The organism is Paenibacillus sp. R14(2021) (assembly GCF_019431355.1).
Taxonomy (GTDB): domain Bacteria; phylum Bacillota; class Bacilli; order Paenibacillales; family Paenibacillaceae; genus Paenibacillus_Z.
The window spans coordinates 3,881,843-3,908,289 of record NZ_CP080269.1; the positions used below are offsets into that span (position 1 = coordinate 3,881,843).

At 52.7% G+C, this 26,447-nt stretch carries 17 protein-coding genes and 1 pseudogene; 4 read left to right on the plus strand and 14 right to left on the minus strand.

The features are described 5' to 3' along the window. Positions 1–249 precede the first annotated feature (249 nt). From KXU80_RS18045 to KXU80_RS18060, 4 genes are all read right to left on the minus strand, one after another. Complete coding sequence (locus tag KXU80_RS18045) at positions 250–654, minus strand: carboxymuconolactone decarboxylase family protein (RefSeq protein ID WP_219834601.1); 405 nt, start codon at positions 652–654, stop codon at positions 250–252. A 10-nt stretch (positions 655–664) separates the two neighbouring features. After that, positions 665–2,287, minus strand: a complete 1,623-nt coding sequence (locus KXU80_RS18050) for a thiamine pyrophosphate-binding protein (RefSeq protein ID WP_219834602.1) — start codon at positions 2,285–2,287, stop codon at positions 665–667. 25 nt (positions 2,288–2,312) lie between these two features. Further along, on the minus strand, positions 2,313–4,559 hold the full coding sequence (locus KXU80_RS18055) for a putative bifunctional diguanylate cyclase/phosphodiesterase (RefSeq protein ID WP_258171472.1): 2,247 nt from the start codon (positions 4,557–4,559) through the stop codon (positions 2,313–2,315). Between the two features lie 667 nt (positions 4,560–5,226). Continuing rightward, entirely contained in the window at positions 5,227–6,243 is a 1,017-nt protein-coding gene (locus KXU80_RS18060) for an SDR family oxidoreductase (protein WP_219834604.1), read from the minus strand. Between the two features lie 303 nt (positions 6,244–6,546). On the opposite strand from KXU80_RS18060, the gene KXU80_RS18065 reads away from it, so the two are divergent. Further along, on the plus strand, positions 6,547–7,962 hold the full coding sequence (locus tag KXU80_RS18065; RefSeq protein WP_219834605.1) for an S-layer homology domain-containing protein: 1,416 nt from the start codon (positions 6,547–6,549) through the stop codon (positions 7,960–7,962). Between the two features lie 157 nt (positions 7,963–8,119). Continuing rightward, positions 8,120–9,316, plus strand: coding sequence for an MFS transporter (locus tag KXU80_RS18070; protein ID WP_219834606.1), 1,197 nt, complete (start codon positions 8,120–8,122; stop codon positions 9,314–9,316). Between the two features lie 184 nt (positions 9,317–9,500). Here the strand turns inward: KXU80_RS18070 and msrA are convergent, their stop codons facing one another. From msrA to KXU80_RS18090, 4 genes are all read right to left on the minus strand, one after another. Beyond that, positions 9,501–10,634, minus strand: a complete 1,134-nt coding sequence (gene msrA / locus KXU80_RS18075) for a peptide-methionine (S)-S-oxide reductase MsrA (RefSeq protein WP_219834607.1) — start codon at positions 10,632–10,634, stop codon at positions 9,501–9,503. A gap of 375 nt (positions 10,635–11,009) precedes the next feature. Continuing rightward, complete coding sequence (locus tag KXU80_RS18080) at positions 11,010–11,672, minus strand: response regulator (RefSeq protein ID WP_219834608.1); 663 nt, start codon at positions 11,670–11,672, stop codon at positions 11,010–11,012. 3 nt (positions 11,673–11,675) lie between these two features. After that, positions 11,676–12,956 (minus strand): sensor histidine kinase, encoded by a 1,281-nt coding sequence (locus KXU80_RS18085; protein WP_258171052.1) that lies wholly within the window; start codon positions 12,954–12,956, stop codon positions 11,676–11,678. Between the two features lie 428 nt (positions 12,957–13,384). Continuing rightward, positions 13,385–13,717 carry a thioredoxin family protein gene (locus KXU80_RS18090; protein WP_219834609.1) on the minus strand — a complete coding sequence of 111 codons (333 nt, stop codon included), beginning with the start codon at positions 13,715–13,717 and terminating at the stop codon, positions 13,385–13,387. A 181-nt stretch (positions 13,718–13,898) separates the two neighbouring features. Here KXU80_RS18090 and KXU80_RS18095 point away from each other — a divergent pair. Continuing rightward, positions 13,899–14,337 (plus strand): annotated as a pseudogene (locus KXU80_RS18095) (Lrp/AsnC family transcriptional regulator). Positions 14,338–14,444: 107 nt separating this feature from the next. Here KXU80_RS18095 and KXU80_RS18100 read toward each other — a convergent pair. Continuing rightward, positions 14,445–14,981 (minus strand): NAD(P)H-dependent oxidoreductase, encoded by a 537-nt coding sequence (locus tag KXU80_RS18100; protein ID WP_219834610.1) that lies wholly within the window; start codon positions 14,979–14,981, stop codon positions 14,445–14,447. A gap of 301 nt (positions 14,982–15,282) precedes the next feature. Here KXU80_RS18100 and KXU80_RS18105 point away from each other — a divergent pair, with 301 nt between their 5' ends. Beyond that, a complete protein-coding gene (locus KXU80_RS18105) occupies positions 15,283–19,569 on the plus strand; it encodes an S-layer homology domain-containing protein (RefSeq protein ID WP_219834611.1) in 4,287 nt (1,428 codons plus the stop codon). A 137-nt stretch (positions 19,570–19,706) separates the two neighbouring features. On the opposite strand, the gene KXU80_RS18110 is transcribed toward KXU80_RS18105, so the two are convergent. The 5 genes from KXU80_RS18110 to KXU80_RS18130 all read right to left on the minus strand — a co-directional run bounded on the left by KXU80_RS18110 (position 19,707) and on the right by KXU80_RS18130 (position 26,442). Beyond that, the gene (locus tag KXU80_RS18110) at positions 19,707–21,227 is read right to left on the minus strand and encodes an ABC transporter substrate-binding protein (RefSeq protein WP_219834612.1); all 1,521 of its coding nucleotides are present in this window, start codon (positions 21,225–21,227) and stop codon (positions 19,707–19,709) included. Positions 21,228–21,234: 7 nt separating this feature from the next. Further along, positions 21,235–21,996: a response regulator transcription factor gene (locus tag KXU80_RS18115; RefSeq protein ID WP_219834613.1), complete on the minus strand. Its 762-nt coding sequence runs from the start codon at positions 21,994–21,996 to the stop codon at positions 21,235–21,237. Then, the gene (locus KXU80_RS18120; RefSeq protein ID WP_219834614.1) at positions 21,971–23,731 is read right to left on the minus strand and encodes a sensor histidine kinase; all 1,761 of its coding nucleotides are present in this window, start codon (positions 23,729–23,731) and stop codon (positions 21,971–21,973) included. The genes KXU80_RS18115 and KXU80_RS18120 overlap by 26 nt, the downstream gene beginning before the upstream one ends. Positions 23,732–23,873: 142 nt before the next feature. Continuing rightward, positions 23,874–25,424 (minus strand): ABC transporter substrate-binding protein, encoded by a 1,551-nt coding sequence (locus KXU80_RS18125; RefSeq protein WP_219834615.1) that lies wholly within the window; start codon positions 25,422–25,424, stop codon positions 23,874–23,876. A 94-nt stretch (positions 25,425–25,518) separates the two neighbouring features. After that, on the minus strand, positions 25,519–26,442 hold the full coding sequence (locus KXU80_RS18130) for a carbohydrate ABC transporter permease (protein ID WP_219834616.1): 924 nt from the start codon (positions 26,440–26,442) through the stop codon (positions 25,519–25,521). Positions 26,443–26,447 lie beyond the last annotated feature (5 nt).

The window sequence follows — 26,447 nt, forward strand, 5'->3', positions numbered from 1 at the left end:
CTTCGAACGATTACGATTGACATACGTTTCACCTCATATTGGGAAAGATTAACTCCAGTATAGAATGCGCTCCGCGGGCTGTCCAAGGTTTATTTTATAAGCGGAGATCCGCCAAAACACCCATTCTATTAAGCAAAAAAACCCGGATAAGCGTCTGCTTATCCGGGTTTTGCATGTGTGCATGCTGAGGATAGAAAGAAGGACCGGATACCTTGTGGCCCGATCCTTCAGCACAGCCGCATCCGCCGCTTATAGCGCAACCGGAGTAAGTCCCCGCTCCGCGAATACCTTCTGCGCTGCGTTAAGTGCTCCGCAGGCTTTAGGAAATCCGGCATAGCCGCCGCAGTGCAGAATAATCTCCAGAATCTCTTCCGGCTTCATCCCGACATTAAGTGCCGCGTGAAGATGAAACGGCAGCTGCTCAATCGCCCCCTGCGTAATGAGAGACGTAATCGTAATCATCTCCCTCTCCCTCAGGTCCAACACATCTCTCGAATAGAGATCGCCAAATCCGAAAGCGACCAGTGTATGACCGAAATCCGGGAAGAACTCCCCCATTTGCTTGATCATCTTAACGCCTTGGTCCCCGACCATCGTCTGCAGCGTACGAATGCCCGTCTCGTACCGTTCTTGATTGCTTGCCTTTGGATTCATATGTGCCTCCTTAACCCCGTTTCATCGTCGGGGGAATTTCCTTCGGATCCATGATGATGTCAATGACACAGGTTTCATTGGATTGCAGGGCATCCCGCACCGCATGCGTCAGCTCTTCACCAGTCGTGCAGCGGTAGCCCCTTGCGCCGAGCGCCTCGCCGAATTTGGCTCCGTTAAGCGGTACCTTGTAAGTCGTTCCTACCGCACGTCCCAAATGCCGGGCCATCCCTTTATCGACCATGTCGATACTCTCATTGTTCGCAATTAGGAAGATGACAGGTGCATCGTAATTGACTGACGTCGATACCTCCGTACCGTTCATGAACATGCAGCCATCGCCCGTGAGACATACGACCGTTCGATCCGGAACGCCGAACTTGGCACCGACCGCATAGCCGATCCCCCGCCCCATCGTAGCGTACACCTCTTCAAAATAAAACGTCCCAGGCTCCAGGATGTCGTAATACTTAATCGCGTAGAAGGAGTGGCTGCCCGCATCTCCGTACATCAGCGTGTCCGCCGGCAGTTCTTCTCTTAGAATCTCCATGACCTGCTTACCATAGAGATAGGGAGAATCGTCATGGCTCGGCTCATACTCGATCACATCGGGAATCTGTCTCGGAGCTGTCCGGACATCCGCGAATTTCAAGAGCGACCGCAGGTTGCTTCGGATATTACCAAGGACCGGCGTCGTCGGAACCGGCAAAGACTTGCCGATGAAACGGGCTTCGTAATCAAAATGAATGACATGCTTCGGATAATTGGCGGCGTTGATGCCGGGAATCTCCAGATCGCTTAGCTGGCTTCCAGCAACGATCAGAAGGTCAACGCCCTCGTTCAGGTAAGCCTCTGCAAGCGCGTTGCCGCCAAGTCCGTAAGGTCCCAAGTGGAGTGGATGGTTGGAGCGGAACACGCCTTTCCCGCCGGGTGTAGTGACCACCGGAATCGACCATTTCACGGCAAAGGCTTCAATTTCTTGATACGCATCCTGCGCATGCATCGCGGCGCCGAGTAAGAGTAAGGGTTGCTTGGCTTCAGCCAGAAGGGAAGCGACATGATCCAGATTTGAAGCTTCGGTCGTGGGGTAATGATCTGGGAAGTCTAAATCGAAGTCATCAATTTGCTCGGACAGGACATCAAGCGGGATACACAGATGAACCGGACCTCGGACGCCGGTCATCGCCTGCTCGATGGCATGCTCCAGATAAGGACGGAGCAGCCCGCCGCGGTCGATGCGCGCGCTGAATTTCGTCACGGGCTCGAACATTTTCACCAAATCCGTGCCGAACATCGTGCTGTCTTGACCCAGAACTTTGCCGATTTCGCCGATCGGCGGCGAGCCCGTCACAAACAGTACAGGAACGCCCGTGTACAGCGCTTGTCCCGCGGCGGTCAGCATGTTGATGCCGCCGGGTCCGGCCGTTCCGATGGCTGCGCCAAGGCCGCCTCGAGCCAGGGCATACCCTGCCGCTTCAAGACCGGCCCCTTCCTCATGCTTGCTGAGCACAAATGTTATGCCTTCATTATCCATCTCGAGTATAAGCGGAGTTATTGGCTTACCTGGTATTCCAAACACATGGGTGACGCCCCATTTTGATAAGTGCTTAGCAAGAATACGGCTTACGGATGGCATAAGAATTTAATCCCCCTATAGATGATCAATACAGCTTCTTTATTCTGGATATGAGATCGGCGTATGACGCCTCGAACTCTTCTGCTGGGATGGGAGGACTAAAATAATAACCTTGAACCTCGTTGCATTTTTGAATCTGAAGGAAGCGCAGCTGTTCTTTCTCTTCCACGCCCTCGGCAACCACTTCCAGATTCATGCTGCGGGCCATTGCAATAATGATGCTGACAATGTTCATCCCGTTCGAACCCTTGGAGATGTCCCGTACGAAGCTTTGATCGATTTTAAGCCGATTAATCGAAAAGTTCTTCAAGTAGTTGAGCGAGCTGTAGCCTGTCCCGAAATCATCCATGCTGATTTGAATGCCCAAGGCGTGCAGCTTGCGCAGCATGGGAATCGCATGGTCGACATTCATGGTCATGGTCTCTGTAATTTCGAGATCCAAGTATTTCGGCTCCAGCTCTGTATCACGCAGCACGTCTTTGACGACATCAACGAGAGCATCATCCAGAAATTCCTGCGAGGACAAGTTAACAGATACGCGGAACGGGGGAAGCCCCTGTTCCTGCCACTTCTTGTTCTGCTCGCAGGCGGTACGCAGCACCCAGCGGTCGATCTGGTTGATAAGCCCCGTCTCTTCTGCAATGGGAATGAAATCGTTGGGCGGAATCAGTCCTTTCGTAGGGTGCATCCAGCGTACCAATGCTTCCACGCCTTTAAGCTCTCCGCTTCGAATGTTAACTTGTGGCTGGTAATACAGCAGGAATTCGTTGTTCTCGATCGCCTTCCTCAGTGAGCTCTCAAGTACAATCTTCTCGCGGGTCGTAATATTCATTTCCGGGGAGTATAGGGCAGACATGTTCAAGCCGCGTTTCTTGGCACTATACATCGCCGTATCCGCCGTGATCATGAGATGTTCAAGGTCATGCCCGTCCTTGGGGTAGATGGATATGCCTGCGCTTGCTGTCAGATGAAATTCATAGCCATCGAGGTTAAACGGCTCCTTGAAAATCTGAAGGATCCTCTTAACCCGTTCAAGCACGACTTCCTGGCAGCCCGCATTGTTGAAGACGAACATGAATTCGTCGCCTCCCATTCTCGCTACGAACTCGCCGTCTTCGAGAATTTCCTTAAGCCGCTCCGCAACCATGACCAGGAGCAAATCCCCGCTGGAATGACCCAGCGTATCGTTAATGATTTTGAAACGGTCGAGGTCCAAGCATACGATCGCGACCTGATCTCCTGTTGAGCTTGCGTGCTGCAGCAAGTGAGGAACCTTGTCCATATAGAAGCGACGGTTGGGAAGCTTGGTCAAGTCGTCATGATTAGCCAAATAATTGTATTTCTCTTCCGCAATCACGCGCTCCGTAATGCTTCTGAACTGCCCGAAAGCGCCCAGCAGCTTCTTCTTCTCATCGAAGAGCGGATAAGCGTCGAACAACCCTACCTGCCGTTCTTCCGTCGCGCTATGCTCGAATGTAATTTGAATGTCCTCGTAAGTGGACCCGTTGTTGATTGCTTCGTAGATATACTCGCCCATGGAGGCCAGCTGCTGCACGTTCGTGCCCAGCATCTCTTCCTTGGACTTGCCCGTAAACAACTCGGCGTACTGGTTGAAGGAGGTAATTTCACCCCACCTGTTCGTCAAGATAATTCCGTTTCGCGTATTATCCGTAATGATTTGGTTCAAAATATTCAGCTTGCGGTTCTGCTTGCGCAGCAGCAATTCCCGTTCAATGGAGTCTACTGTCGTCGCCAGCATCGTCATCATCATGGGATTCTGAAACTCCTTGGCTGTCATGATGCTGACGCTTCCGAGAAGATCGTTAATGTCGGTATACCGGAAAGCGACCGCATAGCATGCGCTGCCGTGCAAGTACTCATGAAAATGGTCATCGCCGATCAGCTGAATTGGAGACTGGTTGTATTTTAACGATAGATTGACCACATTCGTTCCCATGATCGATTCCGTAAATTGAATGCCTGCACGGATTCCAAGATCGCTGACGGTCTTCCGGATCATTTCGTCGCCCATCATATGCAGAACGAAGCCATTGTCGTCGGAGACGGACAACAGCAGGGGCGTTCCTTTTAGAAAATGAAGGATCTTCTCGCCAAAGAAGCTTACGACTGACAGAATTTCGTCGTACTCTTCCCTCCTATGCTTTAATTCAGCCGGGGATAGAATCTTCTGGGGAAATGGAATCACTTTAGGATCCATGCCGATGTCTTTGCAAAATAAATTCGACTGCACGATAAATTCTGGTTTCTCCATTAAACTCACTATTAAGCCCCCATTTTGGCTGACTGCTGCATGAATGCCTACTCATTTTCTATTGATCCTTTGCACAAATATTGTAAACGATTTCTACTATTTTGTCGATGAATGACAGCGCACCCGCTCATTACGAATGAGTAAATTGGATTAATTTGTAGGTTTAATGCCCGACTGCCGCTTCTCCTGTCTAAACGGGGCGTTATCCATCTAGCAAAGATGGTTCCTATGATGCTCTCAATTGCGTATATCTCCGAACATTGGACTATCTCATCCGCTGCCTGACGAAGGCTTTGCGGCTGCAGCTTCACAGCAAACAGACCCGCACCGGGTCTTGCAGCCGAGGCGGATCTGTCTTATGGGGCCGTACAATCGATGGGTCAGCTTCCTCGCATGATCGGACAGCTGGACCCCATGAACAAGATGCGAACCTGACTTCTTCGCGGCGGAGACTTCTTCACGGTATTTCTTCGCATAAACATGAATGGAAACCTCCATCTGCTTGATTTTGAATGTACTCCTGGTAGTTTCTGATCATTCATGAATTTCTATGCTGCACGTACATGCGCATTGCAAATAACCCACCGCAAGATGTATCTTGCAGGAGGGTTATTTGTTTCTGTGCTACTCATGCAGTGCGTAGCTGAACACTAACCTCGGCTAAAATTTATCCCTTGACTGCCGCCACCGCCGTATCCAACGCATGGATGACCTTATCGCACCATTGGTCGAATTCCGGATCCTCCACCTGATATTCCGGGTGCGCCAGAATATGCTGCACCGTCTGCTTAATGCCTTGGTCAAAGCGCGTCGTCGCGACAAAATCGGGAACGAGCCTCTTCAGCTTGGCATTGTCGAATACGACGGAATTCGCCTTATCTCCGATCAAGCCGCCCGTATAATCCTCTTGGCTGCATGCCGCCAGAAAGGCAGAGGAGACATGTACCGCCCGCAGCTTAACGCCTAGCGCATCTGCAATTGCCTCGTAAATCTGGTTCCACGTCACCGACTCATCCGACGTAATATGGACCGATTCGCCGATCGCATGGATGTTGCCCATTAGGCCGATGAAGCCTTTGGCGAAGTCGCTGTTCTTCGTCATTGTCCAGAGCGAGGTGCCGTCGCCGTGAATGATGACCGGTTTGTTTTCCAGCATTCGCTTGGCGACCTGCCACGATCCTTTCCTGCCGTGCACGCCTAGCGGGATCGAGCGCTCGTCGTACGTGTGACTCGGCCGTACAATCGTAATCGGGAATTGATGCTCCCGGTACTGCTTGATCAAATATTCTTCGCACGCAATCTTGTTTCTGGAGTACTCCCAGTAAGGATTCGCGAGCGGGGTGCTCTCGGTTACCCGGTAATCGGACAGCGGCTTCTGGTAGGCGGAAGCCGAGCTGATGAACATAAACTGCTTCGTTTTGCCTGCAAACAACCGATAATCCCGTTCCAGCTGCGCGGGCTGGAAGGCGATAAAATCCGCGACAACGTCAAATGACAGGTCTTCGATGAGCGCTGCAACATGGGCTTCGTCGTTAATGTCTGCTTGAATGACCTTGACGTTTGCCGGCAAGCTCTCATTGCGCCTGCCTCGATTCAGCACATACAGCTCGCAGCCGCTCTCCGACAACTGCTTGGTGATTGCCGAACTGATAATTCCCGTTCCTCCGATAAAAAGCGCTTTCATATTCCACCTCCGCGAAAAATGAATAAGACCCTGTATATATTCTCGCTGCAGCCCCCAAGTCCTCCCATCTGCCTGCATCCGGGTCAGAATCAGCAGCATCTTATACGCATAGAAGGCGGCGGGATGAATCCCCTACAGCTTCGCTGCAAAAGGAATACAGTCGAACTCCCTAGCCCATCCGCCATCATGCTGCGATTGATTTCGCCGCTTCTTCCTTTCGACAGCTACTGCAGGACGAATTCCGTACAATGGAATTCAGGACATCCTACTGAGGGAGCGGTGAGGCTTTTGGGAGGAACCACGATGAAAAAGACACTTCTGCTCGTCTGTATCATGCTGACCCCTGCCGCAGCCGGCTATGCAGCACCGGCAGACGGACATGAAGACGCCAGCCTTCCATCGACGCCAAACTCACAGGAAGCTGGAATCGCTGACGGCTGGCTTCACGGATACCCCGACGGCACCTATCGATTAGGCAAAATCATCTCGCGCGCAGAATTTCTGGCCTTGCTGAACCGAGCCTTCGGCTTAACGGATGCGGCTCCGCTCTCTTATCCGGATCTTGCGCCGGCAGATTGGTATTACGCGGATTTTGCGATTGCTGCTGCAGCCGGGTATGTATGCGGTTTCGAGGACGGAACGATGCGGCCCAGCGGGACGGTTACCCGCGGCGATGCCGCGCTCATGGCGGCGAGACTGCTTCATCTTGACCTGACGGACGAGGACGTATCCGCCTTCAAGGATGCATCGGCCATTCCCGGCGCGCAGCGAGGTGCGGCAGCGGCTTTATTCAAGCTCGGCATTGTAAGCGCCGACACGGAGGGAAGGTTCAACCCGGCCGAGCCTCTGACGAGGGCAGGCGCCGCTGCTATGATCCGCGCTGCCTCGAAGACGGGAATCGTGGGCGATAAGAACATTCGGGCTGCCGGTTCATACGGCCCCGAATCCGGTGTCCAAACCTTATACGGTACGATAACGATATCCGCTCCCGGGGTGCTGCTGCGGAACATGAATGTGCACGGCAGCCTGATCTTATCGAATGCCATCGGCGAAGGCGATGTGGATCTTGACCATGTACGGGTATCCGGCCAAACGATCGTACACAGCGGAGGCTCGGGATCGCACGGCCTTACGCTGCAAAAATCCGCGATCGGCCAGATGTTTATCGATAAGCCGGACGGTATCATTCGAATCGCCGTTAGTGGCGAGACGACTATAGAAGAGGTAACATTGCGCAGCCAAGCGATTATTGACCTTGACGAGCCTGCTTCCATCGGGCACTTGATTCTATATGCGCCGGCAGCCGTGCAGGGCCAAGGCCAAGTGGTGCATGCGACGTTTAACGAGGGTTCCCAAGGCTCCTCGTTCGCCGCCAGACCCGGGCTGGTGGACGGCCCGCAGGCTGACGCCCTTCACGCGGCGGAATCGCCGCCCGAATACGTCGATATCAAGCCGGAGCCAATGCTGCTGCCAACCACGTTCGGCCCTTTGACGCGGGGAGAACCGTTCGCCGGCTCTCTCGATAAGCTTCCGGACGCTGCGGGGACGGTCACCTATGACGTCGTATGCGGCGCGCTGCCCCCGGGCACCGAAGTGACCTCGGACGGCGATTTCAGCGGGACGCCCACGCTTGCCGGCACCTATACGTTCGAGGTGCGGGCGACCGACGGGCTGTCCCATACCGCCGACCACAGCTATACGGTTACCGTTACGGCATAAGCCAAAACAAGCCAATATAAAGTTTATTTAGCATTTTGCCAAAAGTCCTTGATTCCTCGCACCGAAACCAACAAAATAGGTAGATGGCTGCACAAGGTCGATACGACACAATCGACTCATGCTTTATGACGCACAACTGAAAGGTGAAACAAACATCATGGCAATAACACAAGCTGCCAGCGGGAAGGCGGCCGTCCAGAAAACCTCCTCCCTCCCGCTGCTCTCTTTGACCGTCGGCGCATTCGCGATCGGCATGACTGAATTCGTCATTATGGGCATCCTTCCGAATGTCGCCGAAGATTTGAATGTCAGCATCTCGGCCGCAGGACAGCTCATTACGATGTACGCGCTCGGCGTCGCGGTAGGCGCGCCGATTCTAACGATGCTGACGCACCGAATTCCCCAGAAGCGTCTGCTCGCTTTCTTGATGGGACTCTTCATTCTTGGCAACTCGATCTCCGTCATCGCGCCGAATTATGCCGTCCTCATGGGCGCGCGGATGCTGACGGCGCTGACGCACGGCACGTTCTTCGGCGTCGGAGCCGTGATCGCCTCCAGCCTGGTTGCCCCGGATAAACGGGCCGGGGCCGTCTCGATGATGATGGCCGGCCTGACGATCGCCAATATTATCGGCGTTCCGCTTGGCACCTTCATCGGCCAGCATATGGGATGGCGAGCCTCGTTCGCCACGATCGCGCTGATGGGCATCGCGACGTTGATCGGCATCTTGATCTTTATTCCGAAGCTGAAGCAGGAGAAACCGGTCGGTATCATGCAGCAGCTTGCCGCGCTGGCCAATCCTAGGCTTCAGCTGTTCCTGGTCATCGCGGTGCTCGGCAACGCGGGCTTGTTCGCGATCTTTACGTACATTGCTCCATTGCTCGTACAGGTGACCGGATTTGCCGAGCACAGCGTGACTTGGATTCTCGTCCTCTTCGGCTGCGGCGTAACGCTCGGCAATATGATTGGCGGCAAGCTTGCGGATTGGAAGCTGATGCCCACGATTCTTGGCCTTTATTTGATTATCTGCGTCATCCTTGCCCTGTTTACCTTCACGGTCCACAACCCGATTACCGCTGTCGTAACGATCTTCTTGTGGGGCGCCGCTTCGTTCGCGGTCTTCCCGGGGATGCAGGTGCGCATTATGAGTCTCGCCAAATCGGCGCCGGCTCTAGCCTCGACCACGAGCCATTCAGCCGGCAACTTGGGCAATGCAACCGGTGCTTTCATCGGCGGCCTTGTCATTACGCATCTGTCGCTTACGGCTCTTCCTTGGGTCGGCTCCATACTGGTCGGGTTGGCACTGCTTCTGGGCATCTTCTGCTTGCTCATCGATCGCAGGCACGCCGGCTAGCTCTTAACTGAATTTCTGCATGCAAAGAGCCGATAGGCAGGAAATTGATCGTCCGCCTATAATCCCAAGACCTATCCGGTTCAATGTCTGGGTACCTAGCTGTGTCATAGGGTGAACGACAAAAATCAAGGAGCCCCTTCCATAGGAGCTCCTTGTCTTCTTTATCTGGTTCCCATTATACTTCTTATGCTTTTCCATTCTGGTCAAAAGCTTTGGCATAGCTTCCGTAGCCTTGGTCCGCAAGCTGATCCTTCGGTATAAACCGCAGCGCAGCAGAGTTGGTGCAGTATCGCAATCCGGTCGGCTCCGGTCCGTCATGAAACAGATGGCCGAGGGTGGAATCCGCATAGCGGCTCTTAACCAGCGTTTCGACCGAGAATAAATTGCCGACTTCCTTATACACCACGGCTTCAGGCACTAGCGGCCGCGTAAAGCTGGCCCAGCCGGTTCCCGCATCGTATTGATCGTTGGAGCTGAATAAAGGCTCGCCCGAAACGATATCGACGTAAATGCCTTCCGCCGTGTTATCCCAGTATTCGTTCCGGAACGGCGGCTCGTCCTGCCCGCGCTGCGTAACGTCGTATTGAAGCTTCGTCAGCGACTTCAGCCGCTCTTCTTTGTTGAAATCGGTATAACGGTTCTCAATTGGCTTCACTTCGCGATCATCTCCCCACACGTTATTCAGAAACGCATCCCGGCCGGAATCGATCTCATTAAGCTTGTAGCTGATGGGATTCGTTCTGTAAAAGTCTTGATGCTCGGCCTCCGCTTGGTAAAACGCGGGCGCGGGTAAAATCTCAGTCACAAGCGGCTTGTCGAACTTGCCCCGTGCAGCCAGCGCCGCCTTGGATGCTTCCGCGAGCTGCTGCTGCTCATGGCTGCCATAGAAGATAACCGAACGGTACTCTTGGCCGCGGTCGGCGAATTGACCGGCTGCATCCGTCGGATCCGTGTTTCTCCAGAACACTTGCAGCAGCTGGTCGTACGTAATCCGGTTCGGATCGTAACGAACCTGCACCGCTTCGAGATGCCCCGTCGTTCCGGTAGACACTTCCTTATAGGTCGGTTCGTCCGTATGCCCGCCCGTATATCCCGTAACCACGCTCGAGACGCCGTCCAGCTTCTCGAAAGGCGCTTCTACCATCCAAAAACAGCCTCCGGCAAACACAGCGGTTTCGTACGTAACCTTCGAATCGTCTGCAGCCCGATTCATGACCCCTTTCGCCTCCACGATTCCGTCCTGCTGAAACGCAGTATAGCTTACAAACAAGATTGCAGCCGCCAACGCAGCGGTCAGCATATATAGTTTCAGTTTCATTTCCCTTCACCTCCGCGGGGTCCGCTTCAGATGCGCCTATGCGCTTAGTAGTTCAAGAAACAATTGATTTCATAAAAAGAACCTACGGCCAACACTACGAGAAGAGTCACAATTACGATCCGCAACTTCAAGCTGGTTTTTCTTTCTTCCATTACGTTCACTCTCCCTCTAACGAAAATAATCGCACCGGCAGCCGACCTCGCTTATCCTGCGATGCGCCGCGCAGCCTCGTCTGCTTTCTTGCCTTTTGATCTTACCAAGAATCGCGGGCAAACAAATCTGTTGAAGGTCATGCGTGCGCAGCAAAAAAGGCATTACATTCGGCCGCTGGGCATGACTTTTCTCATGCGCTATGCCAAAAGTAATGCCTTCGATTTAACTGGAATGGCGAACTGAAAATACAGCCGCCTGCGTCCGGTCACGCAGTCCGAGCTTGGCGATCAGATTGGATACATGGTTCTTCACCGTACCCTCCGTAATCGACAGGGATTCCGCGATTTCCTTGTTATTCAAGCCCTGACCCAGCAGGGCGAGAACTTCCCTCTCCCGTTCGGTCAACAAGGCCAAGCCGTCCGGCTCTTCTTTGTTTACCATGTGCGATTTATCCGGATTCCATTCTGACATTTTCTTCATTTCGCCAAGCAGCATCGCCGTGATGTCGGGCTGAAGCACCGTGCCTCCGTTGTATACCGTTTGTATGGCGCTTACGATCGCCTCTGACGGCAGATCCTTCAGCAGATAACCATGAACGCCCTTCTCAAGCACCTGCATAATCAAATCCGCGTCATCGAACGTCGTCAGAATGAGTATCTTCGTTTCCGGAAAATGCTTAAGAATCAATTCCGAGCCTTCCAACCCATCCATGCCCGGCATACGAATATCCATCAGCACCACATCCGGATGCAGCTCAACGACCTGGGAATAAGCATCCCGCCCGTCCACTGCCGTGCCCACGACTTCCATGCCCGCTTCCAAGCCGATAATGGTCGCAAGCCCTTCGCGCATGAGCCGTTGATCGTCCACCACTAGAATCCTCATCTGCTATCTCCCCATTTCTGCCGCGGAATACGGGAGGTTGATTTCAACCGCAAAGCCCGTGCGCCGATCATGCTTAACCTGCACGTCCCCGTTCCACTCTCTTGCTCGTTCTTGTAAATTGATTAATCCGAAGCCCGGCTTGACCTCTTCGGGTACCTCTCCGTCATTGCTGATGCGGAGCGTCAATTCTTCGTCGGTGTACGCCAGCACGATCGCGGCCTTCTTCGCATGTCCGTGCTTCTGGGCATTCGTCAGCGATTCCTGCACCATGCGGTAAGCCGTCAATTGAAGCTCACCCGACAATGCGACGGGGCTGCCCTTCACCTCTACGGTCGTCTGCACCTCTGCTAATCGGGTGAACTCCTGCGCAAGCTGTTCCAGCCTGTCCTGCAAGGACGTCGACTGAACTGGTTCCTCCCGGATCGCCCTGACCGAAAGCCGGATTTCTTGCAGCGAAGACCGAATTAACTCCTCGCAGATCAAATACGTTTCCTCGCTGCGCTGCGGATCCCGCCTGCTCAGCTTGCGAGCCGCCTGCATTTGAACCAGCAGCGCCGTCAGCTTGTGACCTACCGTATCGTGAATGTCCCTTGCGATTCGAACCCGTTCCCTGGCTGCCGCCCACTCTTCGGTTTGAAGCGCGTAAGCCTGCAGCTGCTCATGGGATTGCTGCAATTGCCCATACAGCCGCACCGTATCTTTGCGCGCGCTCCGGTAGAAATTAATTAACACACCCACAATACCGGCGAAAACAATAAACGAACCGGTTGTAAAATAGCTGATTTCGTCAAATTTTCGATATAAATACCATTCGATGCTGCCCATCGTAATGACGTAAAGAATGAGCAGCAGCAGGCAAGTCAAGACGAGCACCCGGGTATTCCTTACGAACATGAGAATGGCCAGCGCCGTAATTCCGATAAAGAGATGGTTAGGAAACTCTCCTCCGATGTAGACATACCCGTAGGAGGCCGACACCAGGAAATCGATGATGAGCAGCTGAAACAGCCAGTTTCGCCGCTTGCTTGTCTTCACGTAGAACCGGTTCACGACCAGAAACGCGGCGAGCGAGAAGAGGATGAAGCTGACTCTCCAAAACAGCGCAATCGAATATTCGAAATAAAAAATGCCGGTCAGCGCCGCATCCAGGGCGAGCTTCAGCCCGAACACCCATTTCCATAACACCGGGTTCCACTGCACGCCGTCGCTCTCCGCACTGCCGGCGGATGAAGGCATATGAAGTAAAGGGTTCCTCGTTTCCGGGCTTCGTTTGGTTGGGTTCATGCGCTCACCTCCATCGTGCTCATCGTGATTGATTCCATTAATAATGGCCCCTTAAACTTACCATGCCGGTTTTCACAAAATCAAACCTGTTCGTGTGCAGCTCACGCGTTCGGCTTAGCTACATGCAGCAAACCCAGTACCGGACCGGTACTGGGTTATCATTTTATCGTCTGCGGCGGTCACTGCGCGAATAGGTGCAAGGGCTGCCTCTTGCTCCTATCGAATGTCGCATATCGAAAATCGAAAATCGAATAAGTCTCCGCGTACATTATGAGCGCGTCTTATTCCCCATAGCGTACTTCTTGCCCCATTCCACCATGCTATCCAAAATCGGAAGAATTGCTCACCCGCATCGGTCAGCGAATATTCCACTTTCGGAGGCACCTCCTGAGGATATCAACCGCCTTTGAGAAGAACTTAGGATATTTTTAACAAGTATCCCCTATAGATGTATATAGCTTTACTTTTTGGATTAATGAATCCCGACTTTGAAATCCTTCTAATTTCTCTACACGATATCCGTCTTTGAATATGATCAAAGTTGGGATACTCGTTACACCGTACTCAACTTCCAACTCCTTTTCAATATCGACATTCACCCTTGCAATTATAGCTTGATGCTTAAATTTTCCCACCAATTCGTCAATGATCGGCAATTGCAACTTACAGTGTTCACACGAAGGTGCCCAGAACTCGACCAATGTCACTCCCTGATCAATATACGCTTGAAAATTGCTTTTTATTAAAGAGATAGCTTCCATGTAACAAACCTCCTTTTAATCAGTAATGTGTAAAATATTTTTTATTCCTGCCTGCTCCTCTGTGCTATAAATAAATATAGCTGCTCGACAAGTTGGTATAAGAGGATATAACTAAGCATAGAGACGATTACGAATAAACAAAATAAGTTGATGAAACGGTTTTCTGCTTCCAAGTTTCATGATGAAAGGATTAAATAATGATGATTGATAATGTGGATCTCAAGATATTGGCTTTATTAAGGGAAAACTCAAGAATACAATGGAAGGAAATTGGTAAAGAAATACACATGACTGGGCAGGCTGTGGGAAATCGTATTCGAAGGTTAGAGGATTTGGGCATCATTGAACAGTATACGATTGCGACAAATACGGCGAAACTTGGACAGCCTGTGACTGGATTTATTAACGTTTTTGTGGATGCAGCCAATCATCCAGCATTTCATACGTTTTTCAATGCGGAAGAGGCGATTTCCGAAGTACACCGGATCAGTGGGGATGGATGCTCCTTTTTGTTGACCGCACACTCTGCCTCAAATGAAGAAATGGAATTACTTCTTGACCGCATCTTAAAATATGGCCACTATCGAGTTAACCTATCAATTGAAAAGTTAAAGTCCTAAAGTGCTACTTGTCATATTCGCAAGGCACTTCTAAGCGCCAATAAAAAAGCGTTCCCGCTGCCGCTAGTTAATCGGCACGAAGGGAACGCTTTGTCATTGCCTGCCTCTTACACAGATGCAGGTTGCATGGATGTCACGAACTTCACATAATCAAGCGTGTTTTGAGCCAGCTCCTCGTCGCTGACACGCGTAACCCCATTCAAAATAAACGGCGTAATAAACGTCGTGCCGATGTGGCTGCTCGTCGCTTTGAACGGCTTGGTCAGGTCATCCAGCGTATAATGGTTGTGGCCATCCGGTTGATACGATATCTGAGGTCCAGACGTCGAGATGGCGATTCCCCATTCTTTGCCGTGCAGCTTATCGCCACCAGGTCCATACGCCCAGCCATGGGCAAGCACGCGATCGAACCATTCCTTCAGCAATGCCGGCGAGCTATACCAGTAGAATGGGAATTGGAAGATCACGCGGTCATGCGCCTCCAGCAGCGCCTGCTCTTTCGCCGCGTCGATCTTAAAGTCGGGGTAGGCGGGATACAGCTGATGCACGGTAACCTCGCTTTGCTCCTGCAAGGCCTGCATCCACGATTTATTAATGCGGGACTGCTCGATATTCGGATGAACGACGATCACTAGTGTTTTCATAAAATCTCTCCTCTCTTACTTAATGGAAGTATATCACTAAAAGTTTGCGATGTTTACCCTCATGCAAATGATGGACTGTAATTCGTGACATGCATGTACGTTTTCCATTTTCTCAATCTTCCATTCGATATTAAAGAACTCATCCAATAGCTTCAGCCATGACGCGTCAATTTCCCAATTCAACCAAAAAGTTGGACATGTTTTGCACATATTATTGAATTCCTCTAGCTGTAATCCCGAACTATAATGATTCCGGAGCGTGTCATGTAAGCGTTCACATGTAGGATTTGGGGGGATTTAATTGATACAACGTTGGCTTAAAGCAGCCGCCTTAACTGCTGTACTCGCTTCTAGCTTGCTGCCTTTCGGCGCACCGAAGACGTTCGCCGCAGCGACAGCATCCAGCTCGGCGGTATCGATCGAGCAAACCGGAGAGATCGTTACGGCGACCAATGGCATACTTACGATCGATTACGACCTATCGACGGGCAGAGGTAACTTCACTGCCGGCGCGACGCGCATCATGAGCGGCTTTTATTCCGATTACAGCGCCGTTGACACCGATACTAAAGCGGTGACGCGCTTCAATTCGTATGACGCAGGCACAAGAACGGCGGAATGGTCCAATGTCGGCACTGACGGCACCGATAAATATGGGACAGGTCAGATGCTGACGCTTACCAACACGCTTGCTTCTGGCGCGAGCATGGTGCTCCATCTGTCCATTTACGAAGGCAAGCCTTTCGCCCTCGTAAGTATGACCGTGAATAATGCGAGCTCGCAGACCATCAGCATCATGGAGCCGGTGGCAGCGGATAACCTGGACATCGGCGACGGTGCAGATAAACGTATCTATACCGCTCCCTACAACAACAACACCGATTTCGGCGTTGCTCCGGTCAATGACTTCGGCTACAGCGAGAACGGCTACGATCGTCCGCAAGGTTTAACGACGACATGGTCTCCCTTCAACGGAACGAGCTATTGGGTTGCCGCCATGTTCGATAATACGAACAAGCATGGCTTTATCGGGGGAGCTGCCACCACGTTTAAGTGGAAGAGCATGGAGTCTCTTAAACAAGCTTCGGCTGCTAACGGTCCATTGACGGGCTTCTCCGTCTATAACGCCGGCGGCACGCAAAGCGGAACTTCCGTCGACTCCGACTTGTTCTTCCTGGGATACTACGATGATTATCGCGATGGCTTAGAGCAATACGGCAGCACGTATGCAATCGGAGATCCGAAGCTGTCATGGAACGATGGCGTCCCTATGGGCTACAACACCTACTACACCTACTACGGCATGCCGACCGACGAGTCCATGCATGCGATGGTCGATTATTTTGCCGACAATTTGAAATCCCTGGGCTACACGTACATGAACTTGGATTGCTGCTTCAAGGGTCCATCCGGTACCGGCACGAGCGAAGACTTCAAGAGCTACGCCGACTATGTACATAGCAAAGGCATGAAAGCAGGCGGCTACGAGGTTCCATTCGCCATCTGGTGGGATCTGTCCGAGCCCGTTCCAGCCGCTCCGGAATATACCTATGGCGACATTGCGCTGAAGGACGATAACGGCGTTCCGATCAAAACGTATTTGAACACGTATATCGTCGACGCCACCCATCCGGGCGGTCAAGCCTTCATCCGAAACTTGATGCACTATTATTTCGTGAGCACGGGCTTCGACTACGTCAAGCTGGACTTTCTCGACTTCGGCATGTTCGAGGGCAAGCACTTCGATCCGAACATGAACGGCATTCAGGCTTACCGCCTCGGCATGCAAATTGCCCGCGACGAGCTGCTTACTGCCGATCGCGATATCTTCATCGACGAGTCCATCGCTCCGCTTCTTCCATCCGGCTATGCGCATGGCAGAAGATCGGGGATCGACACGACCATCCCGCTCCAAAATAACCTGTACTCGGGCATCGAGCGCCAGGCGCTGAACGCTGCGGCCTCTTGGTGGACGAACGGAACGCTGTACCAGTACAACGATCCTGACATGGCAATTCCCGAGAACATCGCAAACGGCTTCTATAAATATCCGCTGAACGAAAGCCGTCTTAAATCGACCATCGACTTCTTGGAAGGCGGGCACCTGATTCTCGGCGACAACATGCCGTTCGTCTCGGAGGATCGCTTCGATGCTTACCTGAACCCTGCGTTAATCGATATCGCCAAGCAAGGCAAGGCGGCTAGACCGGTATCCATGACGAACATTACCAACAAGCTGGAGCATTCGCCGACTGTCATCTACTCCACGGATAATAACGGCGATAAGCTCGTTGGGATGTCCAACTGGAACCTGAACGAATCGGCAGCGAACACAGTTACGTTCTCCGATCTCGGACTAAGCCCTTCGGCGACCTATACCATTACGGAGCTGTATAGCGGTACGAAATTAGGTACCTTTACAGGCAGTTACACCCGGACCCAGCAGAAAGGCGAGTCTGTCATTCTGCGGATCTCGACAACGGCCTCCTCGCTTCCGGAGCCCTCGGAGAATCTCGCGATCGACAAACCGGCTGCTGCATCCTCGGAATACGATAATTATTGGTATGCCGCATGGAATGCGAGAGATGGCGATGAAGGAACGCGCTGGAGCGCGGCAGACGGACAAGTGAACGATCAATGGCTCGAGATCGACTTGGAGGCCGAAACGGATGTCAACCGCGTCATCATTAAGGAAGACGGCGGCGGCAATCAATACTTCCCGAATTTGACGTACACGCTTCAGTATTGGAACGGCACGAAGTATGTCGACATCACGAAAGGCTACACGCTGGGCGACAAGCGCATCATTGATTTCCCGACGGTCACGACCTCGAAGCTCCGGTTATATATGAACAAGAACCGGTTCCTTCCGTCGATTAGAGAGTTTGAAATCTATAACGTACCAGGCAATACCGGAAACATCATCGATCAGGATGACAGCTCCGCATCGTATTCGAAGTATTCGGATATTCGTGCGACTACGCAGCGGATGCAAACCTTCTCGATCACGTCGACCAGCTTGCCGAAGGTGGATTTCTACCTCTATGAGAGCTACGTAAACGACGTTCCGAAGGATAACTACTACATCGATATCGTAGAGCTGGACGCCGATAACAAACCATCCAAGAAGCTATTCACAGCATCGCTGGCTTCAAATAACATTCCGGGCGATCCGATGCCGTATTCCATCTATCCGCGGCTAACGGGCCTCGATACGACGAAAAAATACGCAATCGTGCTTCGATCGCCAAACACGGTCGACGACAACTCGACGAACAACAAGTACGGGTTCGCCTATGCCGACGGCAATCCGTATCCCGGCGGTTTCGAAGCCGTGTCGCACGACGGAGGCGTCACGTGGAGCGCAGAGAATAATGGTGAACGGGATCTGATCTTTACGATCTATAAAACGCCAACGGTTCCTACGAACCCGCCGCCAACAGATCCGACGCCGCCGGCACAAACCGTGCCGACAACGCCCGCATCGCCAACAGAGCTTATTGTGAAGGATGCGGATTTGACCAAACCGACCGAAGGAAACGTTTCGATTGAGATCCCGGACTCGATGGATTCGGCGCTGCTGCCGGTCACGACAGCCGATCTCCTTGGCAAGAAATCGCTCACCTTCGTCCATAACAAGATGGCGCTCACCTTCGATCAATCGAACTTGGAGAGCCTCAAAGCACTCATTCCGAATGATCAGCTGGATGGCGCCAAAATCCGTTTCACGGCGACCAAGGTATCTCAAGCAGATACGGCAAATCTGCTCAAGCAATCCGGTCGCAGCGGATCGGTCGTGACCATCGGAAGCAAAGTCTATGATTTCCGCTTATCTGTCCTAACGAAGGATAACACCAGCATACCGGTCACGACGTTTAAGAAGCCGCTGACCCTAACGTTCCAAGTGGATCCGAATGTGAATCCAGACTTGCTCGGCGTCTATTATATCGCGCAGGACGGGACGATCCAGTATGCGGGCGGTACACTTGTCAACGGAGTAATGACAGTGACGATTACGCATTTCAGCTCTTATGCGGTATTGGAATACAAGAAAACCTTCTCGGACGTCAGCCCGAACCATTGGGCAAACGAGGTCATTCTTAAAATGGCGGCTAAGCACATCGTGAACGGCGTGACCGACACGACATTCGTGCCGGAAGGTCTTGTGACGAGAGCAGAATTCGCAGCCATGATTGCAAGAGCACTCGGTTTGAGCCCTCAAGGCGAATCCAAGTTCAAGGATGTCAATTCTTCGCAATGGTTTGCGGATGCCGTCATTGCCGTGAACGAAGCAGGCATTGTGACGGGACGCAGCGGCGGAATATTCGCGCCTGCGGAGCAGATTACGCGAGAAGAGATGGCCGTCATGATCGTTCGGGCCTACGAATGGCAGCTGGGCAAGAAGATAACCGCCGAAAGCCCTGCTTCCTTCGAGGACCACGCGAGCATCAGTCCTTGGGCTCAGGACGCGGTAGCGAAAGCCCAACAGCTCGGCTTGATCAGCGGCCGGGGAAATAATCAATTGGTGCCGCAGGGATTGATGACCCGGGCTGAAGGTGCCAAACTAATTGCAAGCTTGCTGAAATAATGACATTGGGTAGATGCTAGTTCCATACAGCAAAATCGAAAGAAGGCACCCCCATGGGTGCCTTCTTTCGTCTATCCATTAACTACGTTAGATGAAGCACGCGAAGAAGCCTATTCCCCCCGTATGGTCCCATCGTCCTACGAATGGGCGGCCCGCCAGGCATTAAGCTGCCGCTGCACTTCGGACCGCACCTCGTCGATCCCCGCCTGCCGAAGCTCCTGATTGAACTTCGGAAGCACGGAATCCACGTTCACGCTGCCGGTCATCAGGCTGGGAAAGTATTTCTCCCAGACCATTTGGATATTCTGCATCTGGATGGGCATCCGGGACAAGTCGGGGGTGAAGCCGAGCGTGCTCGAATTGACGGCTTCTCTGTTGCTGGCACGGAACTGGTCCCATTTGTCCAAGGGATCCGGGAATTTCCCGCCCATGGTCTTCAAGATAAACCAATTGCCCTGGGTGTACTGCACGCCCCCATAGCTTGGCTGCGCGCCCGGAATCGGCTTTCCGTTATTGTCCGTGGGCGATTTGGGCACCACCTGACCGTTACGGTCCAGCGTGTAGTGCACACCCTCGATACCGAAATTAAACAAGTTGCGCACCTCGGGATCCGTGTTCAGCAGATTAAGAAACTTGACGCTCTCAAGGGGATGCTTCGTATCCGCACTGACGGCCATGACCCCTCCCCGCATGGATTCCGTAGTAATCAGAGCGGGTGTTACCGGGTAAGCCACAAGCTTATAGCCGCGGTCCTTGCTCCAGCTATTCTCCGACAGCGGGCCGCCCCCTGCGGCTTTCCAGAATACCTGCGCGCCCCGCTTCAGCCCTTGGCTTTCCCGCATGGCTGCGTCCTCATTAATATAGCCCTTCACGTAGTAGCGCCGAAGAATGTCCAGCACTTTCCGGGCTTCTTCCGTTTCGAATATATTCACAACAGGGGAGCTGGGATCCAGCACACGCACCATGAGCGGCAGCGTTTTCTCCGATACGTATTCATAGCCGTCCAAGGCGAAGAAGTTCTGAGAGTCCTTATCCAGCTCCATCGGCTGATAAGCCGGCTCCTTCTCCTTGATCATCCGGAACAGCGGTTCAAGGGAAGCCAGCGTCGTATACTTCGAGATATCAATATGGTACTTCTTGACGAGCATATCCGGGTACATCCACTGGTCGCGCACGGCCACTTCCTTATTCGTTGGCACGCCGTAGATGCCGCCGTCGTCCATCCGCACGCCCTGCCAGAAGATAGGCTCGATTGCGTCATACATGCCCTTCCCCACATTGGACAAATAATCGTTCAGCCTCAGCCATGCGCCGCGCTGCGCAAGGGTGGTGTACTCCGTGGCAAAGGCGATGTCAAACGGAGTGCCTGCCGATACGAGGGTGTTCAGCCGGTCTTCATACTCCTGCCAACCCACTTTGATGTAGGTGATGGTAACACCGATTTTCTTAACCAGGATCTCGTTGATCCGGTCGTTGACCATCTTAAGATCCTTGTCGGGATCCCCGATCGTGTAGTAGATCAAATTCACCGTATTGCCGGGTAGTGCGGCATTCTCGTCATTACCGGATGCAGAGAAGCATCCAGCAACAGGCAGCGTCAGCAAGAGGACGAGCGCGAAGGATGCAGCGAGGCGCCATAGATTCCGTTGTTGTCGCATGGCGGCGCTATTCCTTTCTCCGCAAATCCGAGGGCGATTTATCGAAATACGCATGGAAATGCGAATAAAAATAGTTCAGGTTCGGATAGCCGACGGAAAGCGCGATGCTGATAATCTTCTCGTCCGTAGATTGAATGCGTTCCCTCGCGCGCAGCATCCGGTAGGCCATCACGTATTCCGAAAACTTCTTCTGCGTCTCCTTGAGGAACAGCTGCCCGAGGTAGGTTCCGTTCATACGGAATCGTTCCGCAACTGATTTCAAATTCAAATTCTGGGCATATTCGGCCTTAACGATCAACAGAATGCGGTTGGTCAGCTTGGATAAGCTGTCGTAGCGCACGCCGAGCACAGGGTCGATGTCCAGATCGTCGCGATTCGCGCCTTCCACCGTGCCGTGCAGATCTTCGACGATAATCTTCTCCACCAATTGCTGCAGCTTCGAACGATCGACCGGCTTGAGCAGATAGTCCTTGGCCCCGCAGCGAATGGCCTCCAGCGCATACAGAAATTCGCCATAGCCGCTCATCATAATGTATTTCACGGGAAGACGCAGCTCATTGAGCTGGTGAATCGCATCATAACCCCGCTTCTTGCCGATACAGACATCGAAGATCGCAAGGTCCGGCAGCAGCTCGACCGCCTTTGAAATCGCACCTTCATACGTTTCGCTTGTCTCTATGCGGCCAAAGCCGTATTTCTCCCAATCCAGCGTTCGCTTCACGCCCTCCAAAATCTGCGGCTCGTCATCTACGATCAATAGCTTGTACATCGTTAGCAGCCTCCTTGGATAGGATCACGGATATTTTAACGCCGGCTTCCTCGTTGTTGTCGATCTTCATGGAGAAACCGCCGCCATAGAAAAAGTGCAGCCGGGTATAAACGTTACGCAGGCCAATGCTGCCTGACGAGTCATCATCGCCTCTAGCGAGCTTATTCCTGATTTCGGATAAGCGCTCTTCGGAGATCTTGTTGCCATTGTCCGCGATTTCCAGCACGAAGCGCCCTTCTTCCTCCCAGCCGTTCACGATCAGCAGGTTGTACTCGCTCTCCGGGTTGAAGCCATGCACGAAGAAGTTTTCCGCGAGCGGCTGCAGCCAGAATTTCACGGTGGGCAGGGCTAGTAACGCCGTTTCCACATTAAACTGATAGCAGAATCGTTCCGGATACTTAAACTCCATGATTTTCAAATATTTGAGAAGCAGGTCCAGCTCGCTCCCGAGCGGAATAATATTCTCGTTCTTCACGATATCGCGGTACAATGCGCCTAAGGTGGCGATGGCGTCGGATGTATAATCGGCACTGTTCACCAGCGCCGAGGAACGGATTACTTCAAGCGTATTATATAGAAAATGAGGGTTTATTTGGTGTTGGAGCGCTTTCATCTCCGTATCCTGCTGCTTGAGCTTGAGCAAATAATTCGTGCGGATATGTCGATCGAGCTGGTGGATCATATCGTCCAATTCCCTCGCGATCATGCCGTATTCGTTCCTCCGGTAACGAGACGGGTGAACCAGTGTAAAATCCGCCGTTTTCACGCGTCCAATGGAGATAATAATCCGCCGCAGGAAGTTCGCATCCTCACGCAGATTGTAAACGATGAGCAGCAGCACGCTGATCATGGCAGCCAGTACAATGAGAAACACGATGAGCAGCACGTTCGCTTTTTGCCCGATCAACGGGGCCAAATCCACGATGCTGACGAACCGATAATCGAACTCGGTGGAGCTGAATATCACAAAATAAGCACGATCCACAACTCCCGTGGATAGAAAGCCGTGGGTGCGTCCATCGGCCACCGCCCGGCGAACCAGCTCCTCCGTAGCGCCGCCGCGGCCGGCAATGAGGTACACATCTCCGGATGGGCTGACTGCCGCAGCTTCATCCAAATGGTAATTTTGCACCGTCTTAAAAATCCGGTCGCTGCTGACTAGAAATCGGAATTCACCCAGCTGGCGAGAGATTTGGTTCGGATCCGAAAACTTCTTGCGGTAGACAAATCCTTGCTCGATCGTCTCTCGGAATGTTTCATCCGTGTTCGGCAGGCGGAATTGAAAACTTGTATTCCCGTTGCTGTCAAAGCTCACAACATTGCCCTCTTGCTCCGTATGCAAGCTGATTTGCGTGATATCTCCTTTTCCCCCGTTGCTCAGAAAGGATTTTATGTCGTCGGGAAAGGAGGCGAGAGGCCGGTTATAGTGACTGTTCTGCAGCCTGCTCGTCAGGTAGCCTTCCGCGTTATTTCCGAGGAAACAGCGAATGTCGGTCACCAGCCCGCTGTTGGAGTACACCCGCTGCATGAAGGCTTCGATGCGGTCGGAATCATTCTGAAGGGCGTTTTCCACCCGGGCGTACGCGCCGGCAGCCTCGTTCCGCGAATTCCCCACCCATTGATCCAGCAGCACCGCGCAGGTGAGCGCGCCGAGCGCCAGGCCGATGAACACTACAAATACCGCATATGCAATGAATTTGCCGCGATAAATCTTGATTTGCATAAATGTAAACATGCGGCGTCTCCTTTGCAATAGGCTCTTGTCGCTCCCACTGCTCAACCATATAACGTTGTTGTCGATAAAAGCAATCCTTGTGACAGAAAACCCGAACGGCAATCCCCGTTCGGGCTTTCTGGCTGTCGCTTACAGGCAGGACTTATTTGAAATAGCTGTCGATTTGCTCTTGCGCGGCTTTCGTAATGGCATCCATGCCGGCTGCCTTCATTTCCGCAACGATCTTGGGAACCATCGTTTCCGGATCGGATGCGCCTGTCAGCAGTTCATAGCGGTATTTGTCCCATACGGCCTTCGTATTGGCTACTTCGGTGGCCAGCTTGCTGATGTTGAGGGCAAAGCCCAGGCTGGTCGAAGAGGTTGCTTGATCGTTCAGCTTGCGAACCTGATCCCACTGGTCCTCTGGAGCACCCTTGGTAACGGCCAGGTCGAAGAACGTACCTTGCGTATAAGCAGCCAGCGGCCACGTATCCGATTTGCGCTCGATGACCTTCTCGCCGTTCACGTTGTCATAGTCGACGCCCAGCTCGCCGAAGGCCAGCATATTGCGCAGCTTCGGATCGGTGTTGACCAGCTGCAGATATTTCAGGGCTTCCTTCTTATACTTCGAGTTGGCGGAAATCGCGTTCAAGGAGCCTTGAATCGTGCTTGTCGTATACAGCGGGCCGAAGATTTGGAACATGTCATACTTCGCAACGCCGTCTGAAATCTGCCAGTTTGTTTCGGCGCCCGGGAAGGCCTGCGCGCTGAAGAACGGTTTGGCTTTGTCCCCTTCGGTTTTGGTCGGTGCATCCGGGTTGATGATGCCGTCTTTGTACCATTGGTGCAGCAGCTTCAAGTTGTCCATGATGTCCGGCTGCTCCAGCACGGAGACGACTTTGCGGGAGGCATCGTCGACTTTCACGCCAATCGGCGCCAGGCCGAGCGTCATATCATCGTAGCCATTGAAGAATCCATTAAATCCGTCACCTTGGGTGAGCGGCAGCGGATAGAAGCTTTTCCCCTCGCCGGCCTTAATATCATGGAACGGTTTGTCGAGGTCTTTCAACGTCTTGATACTGCTGGTGTCGATCCCGTATTTCTGCACGTACGTGTCGTCGAACACCCAATACTGCGTCAAAGACGAGTCTTTATACGTAGGTACGGAGTAGATTTTGCCATCGATCTTCGTTCCGTCCCAGACCTTCTGCGGGACGAGCTTGTAGAGATCCGGCGATTCGCTTTGCACTAAGTCAGTCAGGTCGGCAAAGGCACCCATGTTCACCTGCTGATTATATTTACCATTGTTCGTAAACATGATGTCGAAAGGCTCGCCCGTGTTCACGATCGTGTTAATCTTCGTGTCCCATTCGCCCCAGCTGGCTACCTTGATGTCGATTTTCACGCCGATTTTCTCGGCCGTGTAGTCGTTCATCGCCGCGATCGCTTTGTCGAAGTTAGCAGGCACTTGTCCGCCGATCGTCCACCATACAAGCGTTGGCGCATTACTCGAATCAGCAGGCTTATTCGTCTCTGTCTGAGCCGGCTGGTTCGTTTCTGTCTGAGCCGGCTGGTTCGTTTCTGTCTGAGCGGCCTTGTTGCCCTCAGGCTTGTTGTTCGTGGATGCGTTGTCCGAGGACCCGCAGCCCGCAAGACCGGATGTCAGGAGTGCAGCGGTACTGAGTACAAGCAGGTGCTTCTTCGTCTTTTTCATAAAGCATTTCCTCCCTATTATTAGCTTCCACCGCCCGTTTGGCACGGTGAATATAATAAACCCGAGGCGTCCAGGTCTATTTTCCAGTTACCTTTTACCCTTTCACGGCGCCCACCGTCAGACCGGAAATAAAATATTTCTGGAAGAACGGGTAGGCGGCGGCCACAGGCAGGACGATGACGATGGCCACGGCCATCCGGGCGGATTCCTTCGGCATCGTAGCAACAAGCTGCGCGTAGCTGATGCCCATGCTCGAAGCGTTCTTCGCCAAGGCGTCCACGTTGCTCATCAAGCTGTTCAGCAGCGCCTGCAGCGAATACAGCTTCTGATCGTTGATATACAGCATGGATTGGAACCAATCGTTCCAGTAGGAGAAGCAAAGGAACAATCCGATGGTCGCCAGCACCGGCAGCGAAATCGGCAGCACGATCGAGAAGAAGATGCGCAGCTGGCTCGCGCCGTCGATTTCCGCGGATTCGATCAGACCGTCCGGAATCGTGCTTCTGAAGAACGTTTTGCAAATAATGACGTTGAATGAGGAGACCGCAAGCGGCAGAATCAGCGCCCACACCGTATCCTTCAGGCCCAGCAGATTCGAGTTGATATAGTAGCTGGACACCAAGCCTCCGTTGAACACCATCGGGATGAAAACCACCCAGGTCAGCAGCCCTTTCAGCTTGTAATTCGGCCGGGAGATCGCATAGCCCATCGATGTGGTGAGCATGACGCCGAGCACCGTGCCGACGATTGTAACAAGCAGGGAAACGCCGAGCGCCCGCGAGATCATCGTCCCTTGCTCGGCAATATAGCGGTAAGCCTCTCCGGAGAGCGCCGTAGGAATAATATGGTATCCGGTGTGCCGGATGGAATCCTCACTTGTTAGCGATACGGACAGTACCACAAGGACGGGCACCAAGCAGACCAGCGCCAGCAGTATAAAAATCGCATGGAAGATGACGTTCGTCACATTGCCTATCCGGTTGAATTTGTCCAGACCCTGCTCATAATTAGCTTTCATTGTCT

Bases quoted from the DNA above. Each gene is read 5' to 3' on its own strand.
- KXU80_RS18045 (WP_219834601.1), bottom strand. From the start codon at position 654: ATGAATCCAAAGGCAAGCAATCAAGAACGGTACGAGACGGGCATTCGT.
- KXU80_RS18050 (WP_219834602.1), bottom strand. From the start codon at position 2,287: ATGCCATCCGTAAGCCGTATTCTTGCTAAGCACTTATCAAAATGGGGC.
- KXU80_RS18055 (WP_258171472.1), bottom strand. From the start codon at position 4,559: ATGGAGAAACCAGAATTTATCGTGCAGTCGAATTTATTTTGCAAAGAC.
- KXU80_RS18060 (WP_219834604.1), bottom strand. From the start codon at position 6,243: ATGAAAGCGCTTTTTATCGGAGGAACGGGAATTATCAGTTCGGCAATC.
- KXU80_RS18065 (WP_219834605.1), top strand. From the start codon at position 6,547: ATGAAAAAGACACTTCTGCTCGTCTGTATCATGCTGACCCCTGCCGCA.
- KXU80_RS18070 (WP_219834606.1), top strand. From the start codon at position 8,120: ATGGCAATAACACAAGCTGCCAGCGGGAAGGCGGCCGTCCAGAAAACC.
- msrA (WP_219834607.1), bottom strand. From the start codon at position 10,634: ATGAAACTGAAACTATATATGCTGACCGCTGCGTTGGCGGCTGCAATC.
- KXU80_RS18080 (WP_219834608.1), bottom strand. From the start codon at position 11,672: ATGAGGATTCTAGTGGTGGACGATCAACGGCTCATGCGCGAAGGGCTT.
- KXU80_RS18085 (WP_258171052.1), bottom strand. From the start codon at position 12,956: ATGAACCCAACCAAACGAAGCCCGGAAACGAGGAACCCTTTACTTCAT.
- KXU80_RS18090 (WP_219834609.1), bottom strand. From the start codon at position 13,717: ATGGAAGCTATCTCTTTAATAAAAAGCAATTTTCAAGCGTATATTGAT.
- KXU80_RS18100 (WP_219834610.1), bottom strand. From the start codon at position 14,981: ATGAAAACACTAGTGATCGTCGTTCATCCGAATATCGAGCAGTCCCGC.
- KXU80_RS18110 (WP_219834612.1), bottom strand. From the start codon at position 21,227: ATGCGACAACAACGGAATCTATGGCGCCTCGCTGCATCCTTCGCGCTC.
- KXU80_RS18115 (WP_219834613.1), bottom strand. From the start codon at position 21,996: ATGTACAAGCTATTGATCGTAGATGACGAGCCGCAGATTTTGGAGGGC.
- KXU80_RS18120 (WP_219834614.1), bottom strand. From the start codon at position 23,731: ATGTTTACATTTATGCAAATCAAGATTTATCGCGGCAAATTCATTGCA.
- KXU80_RS18125 (WP_219834615.1), bottom strand. From the start codon at position 25,424: ATGAAAAAGACGAAGAAGCACCTGCTTGTACTCAGTACCGCTGCACTC.
- KXU80_RS18130 (WP_219834616.1), bottom strand. From the start codon at position 26,442: ATGAAAGCTAATTATGAGCAGGGTCTGGACAAATTCAACCGGATAGGC.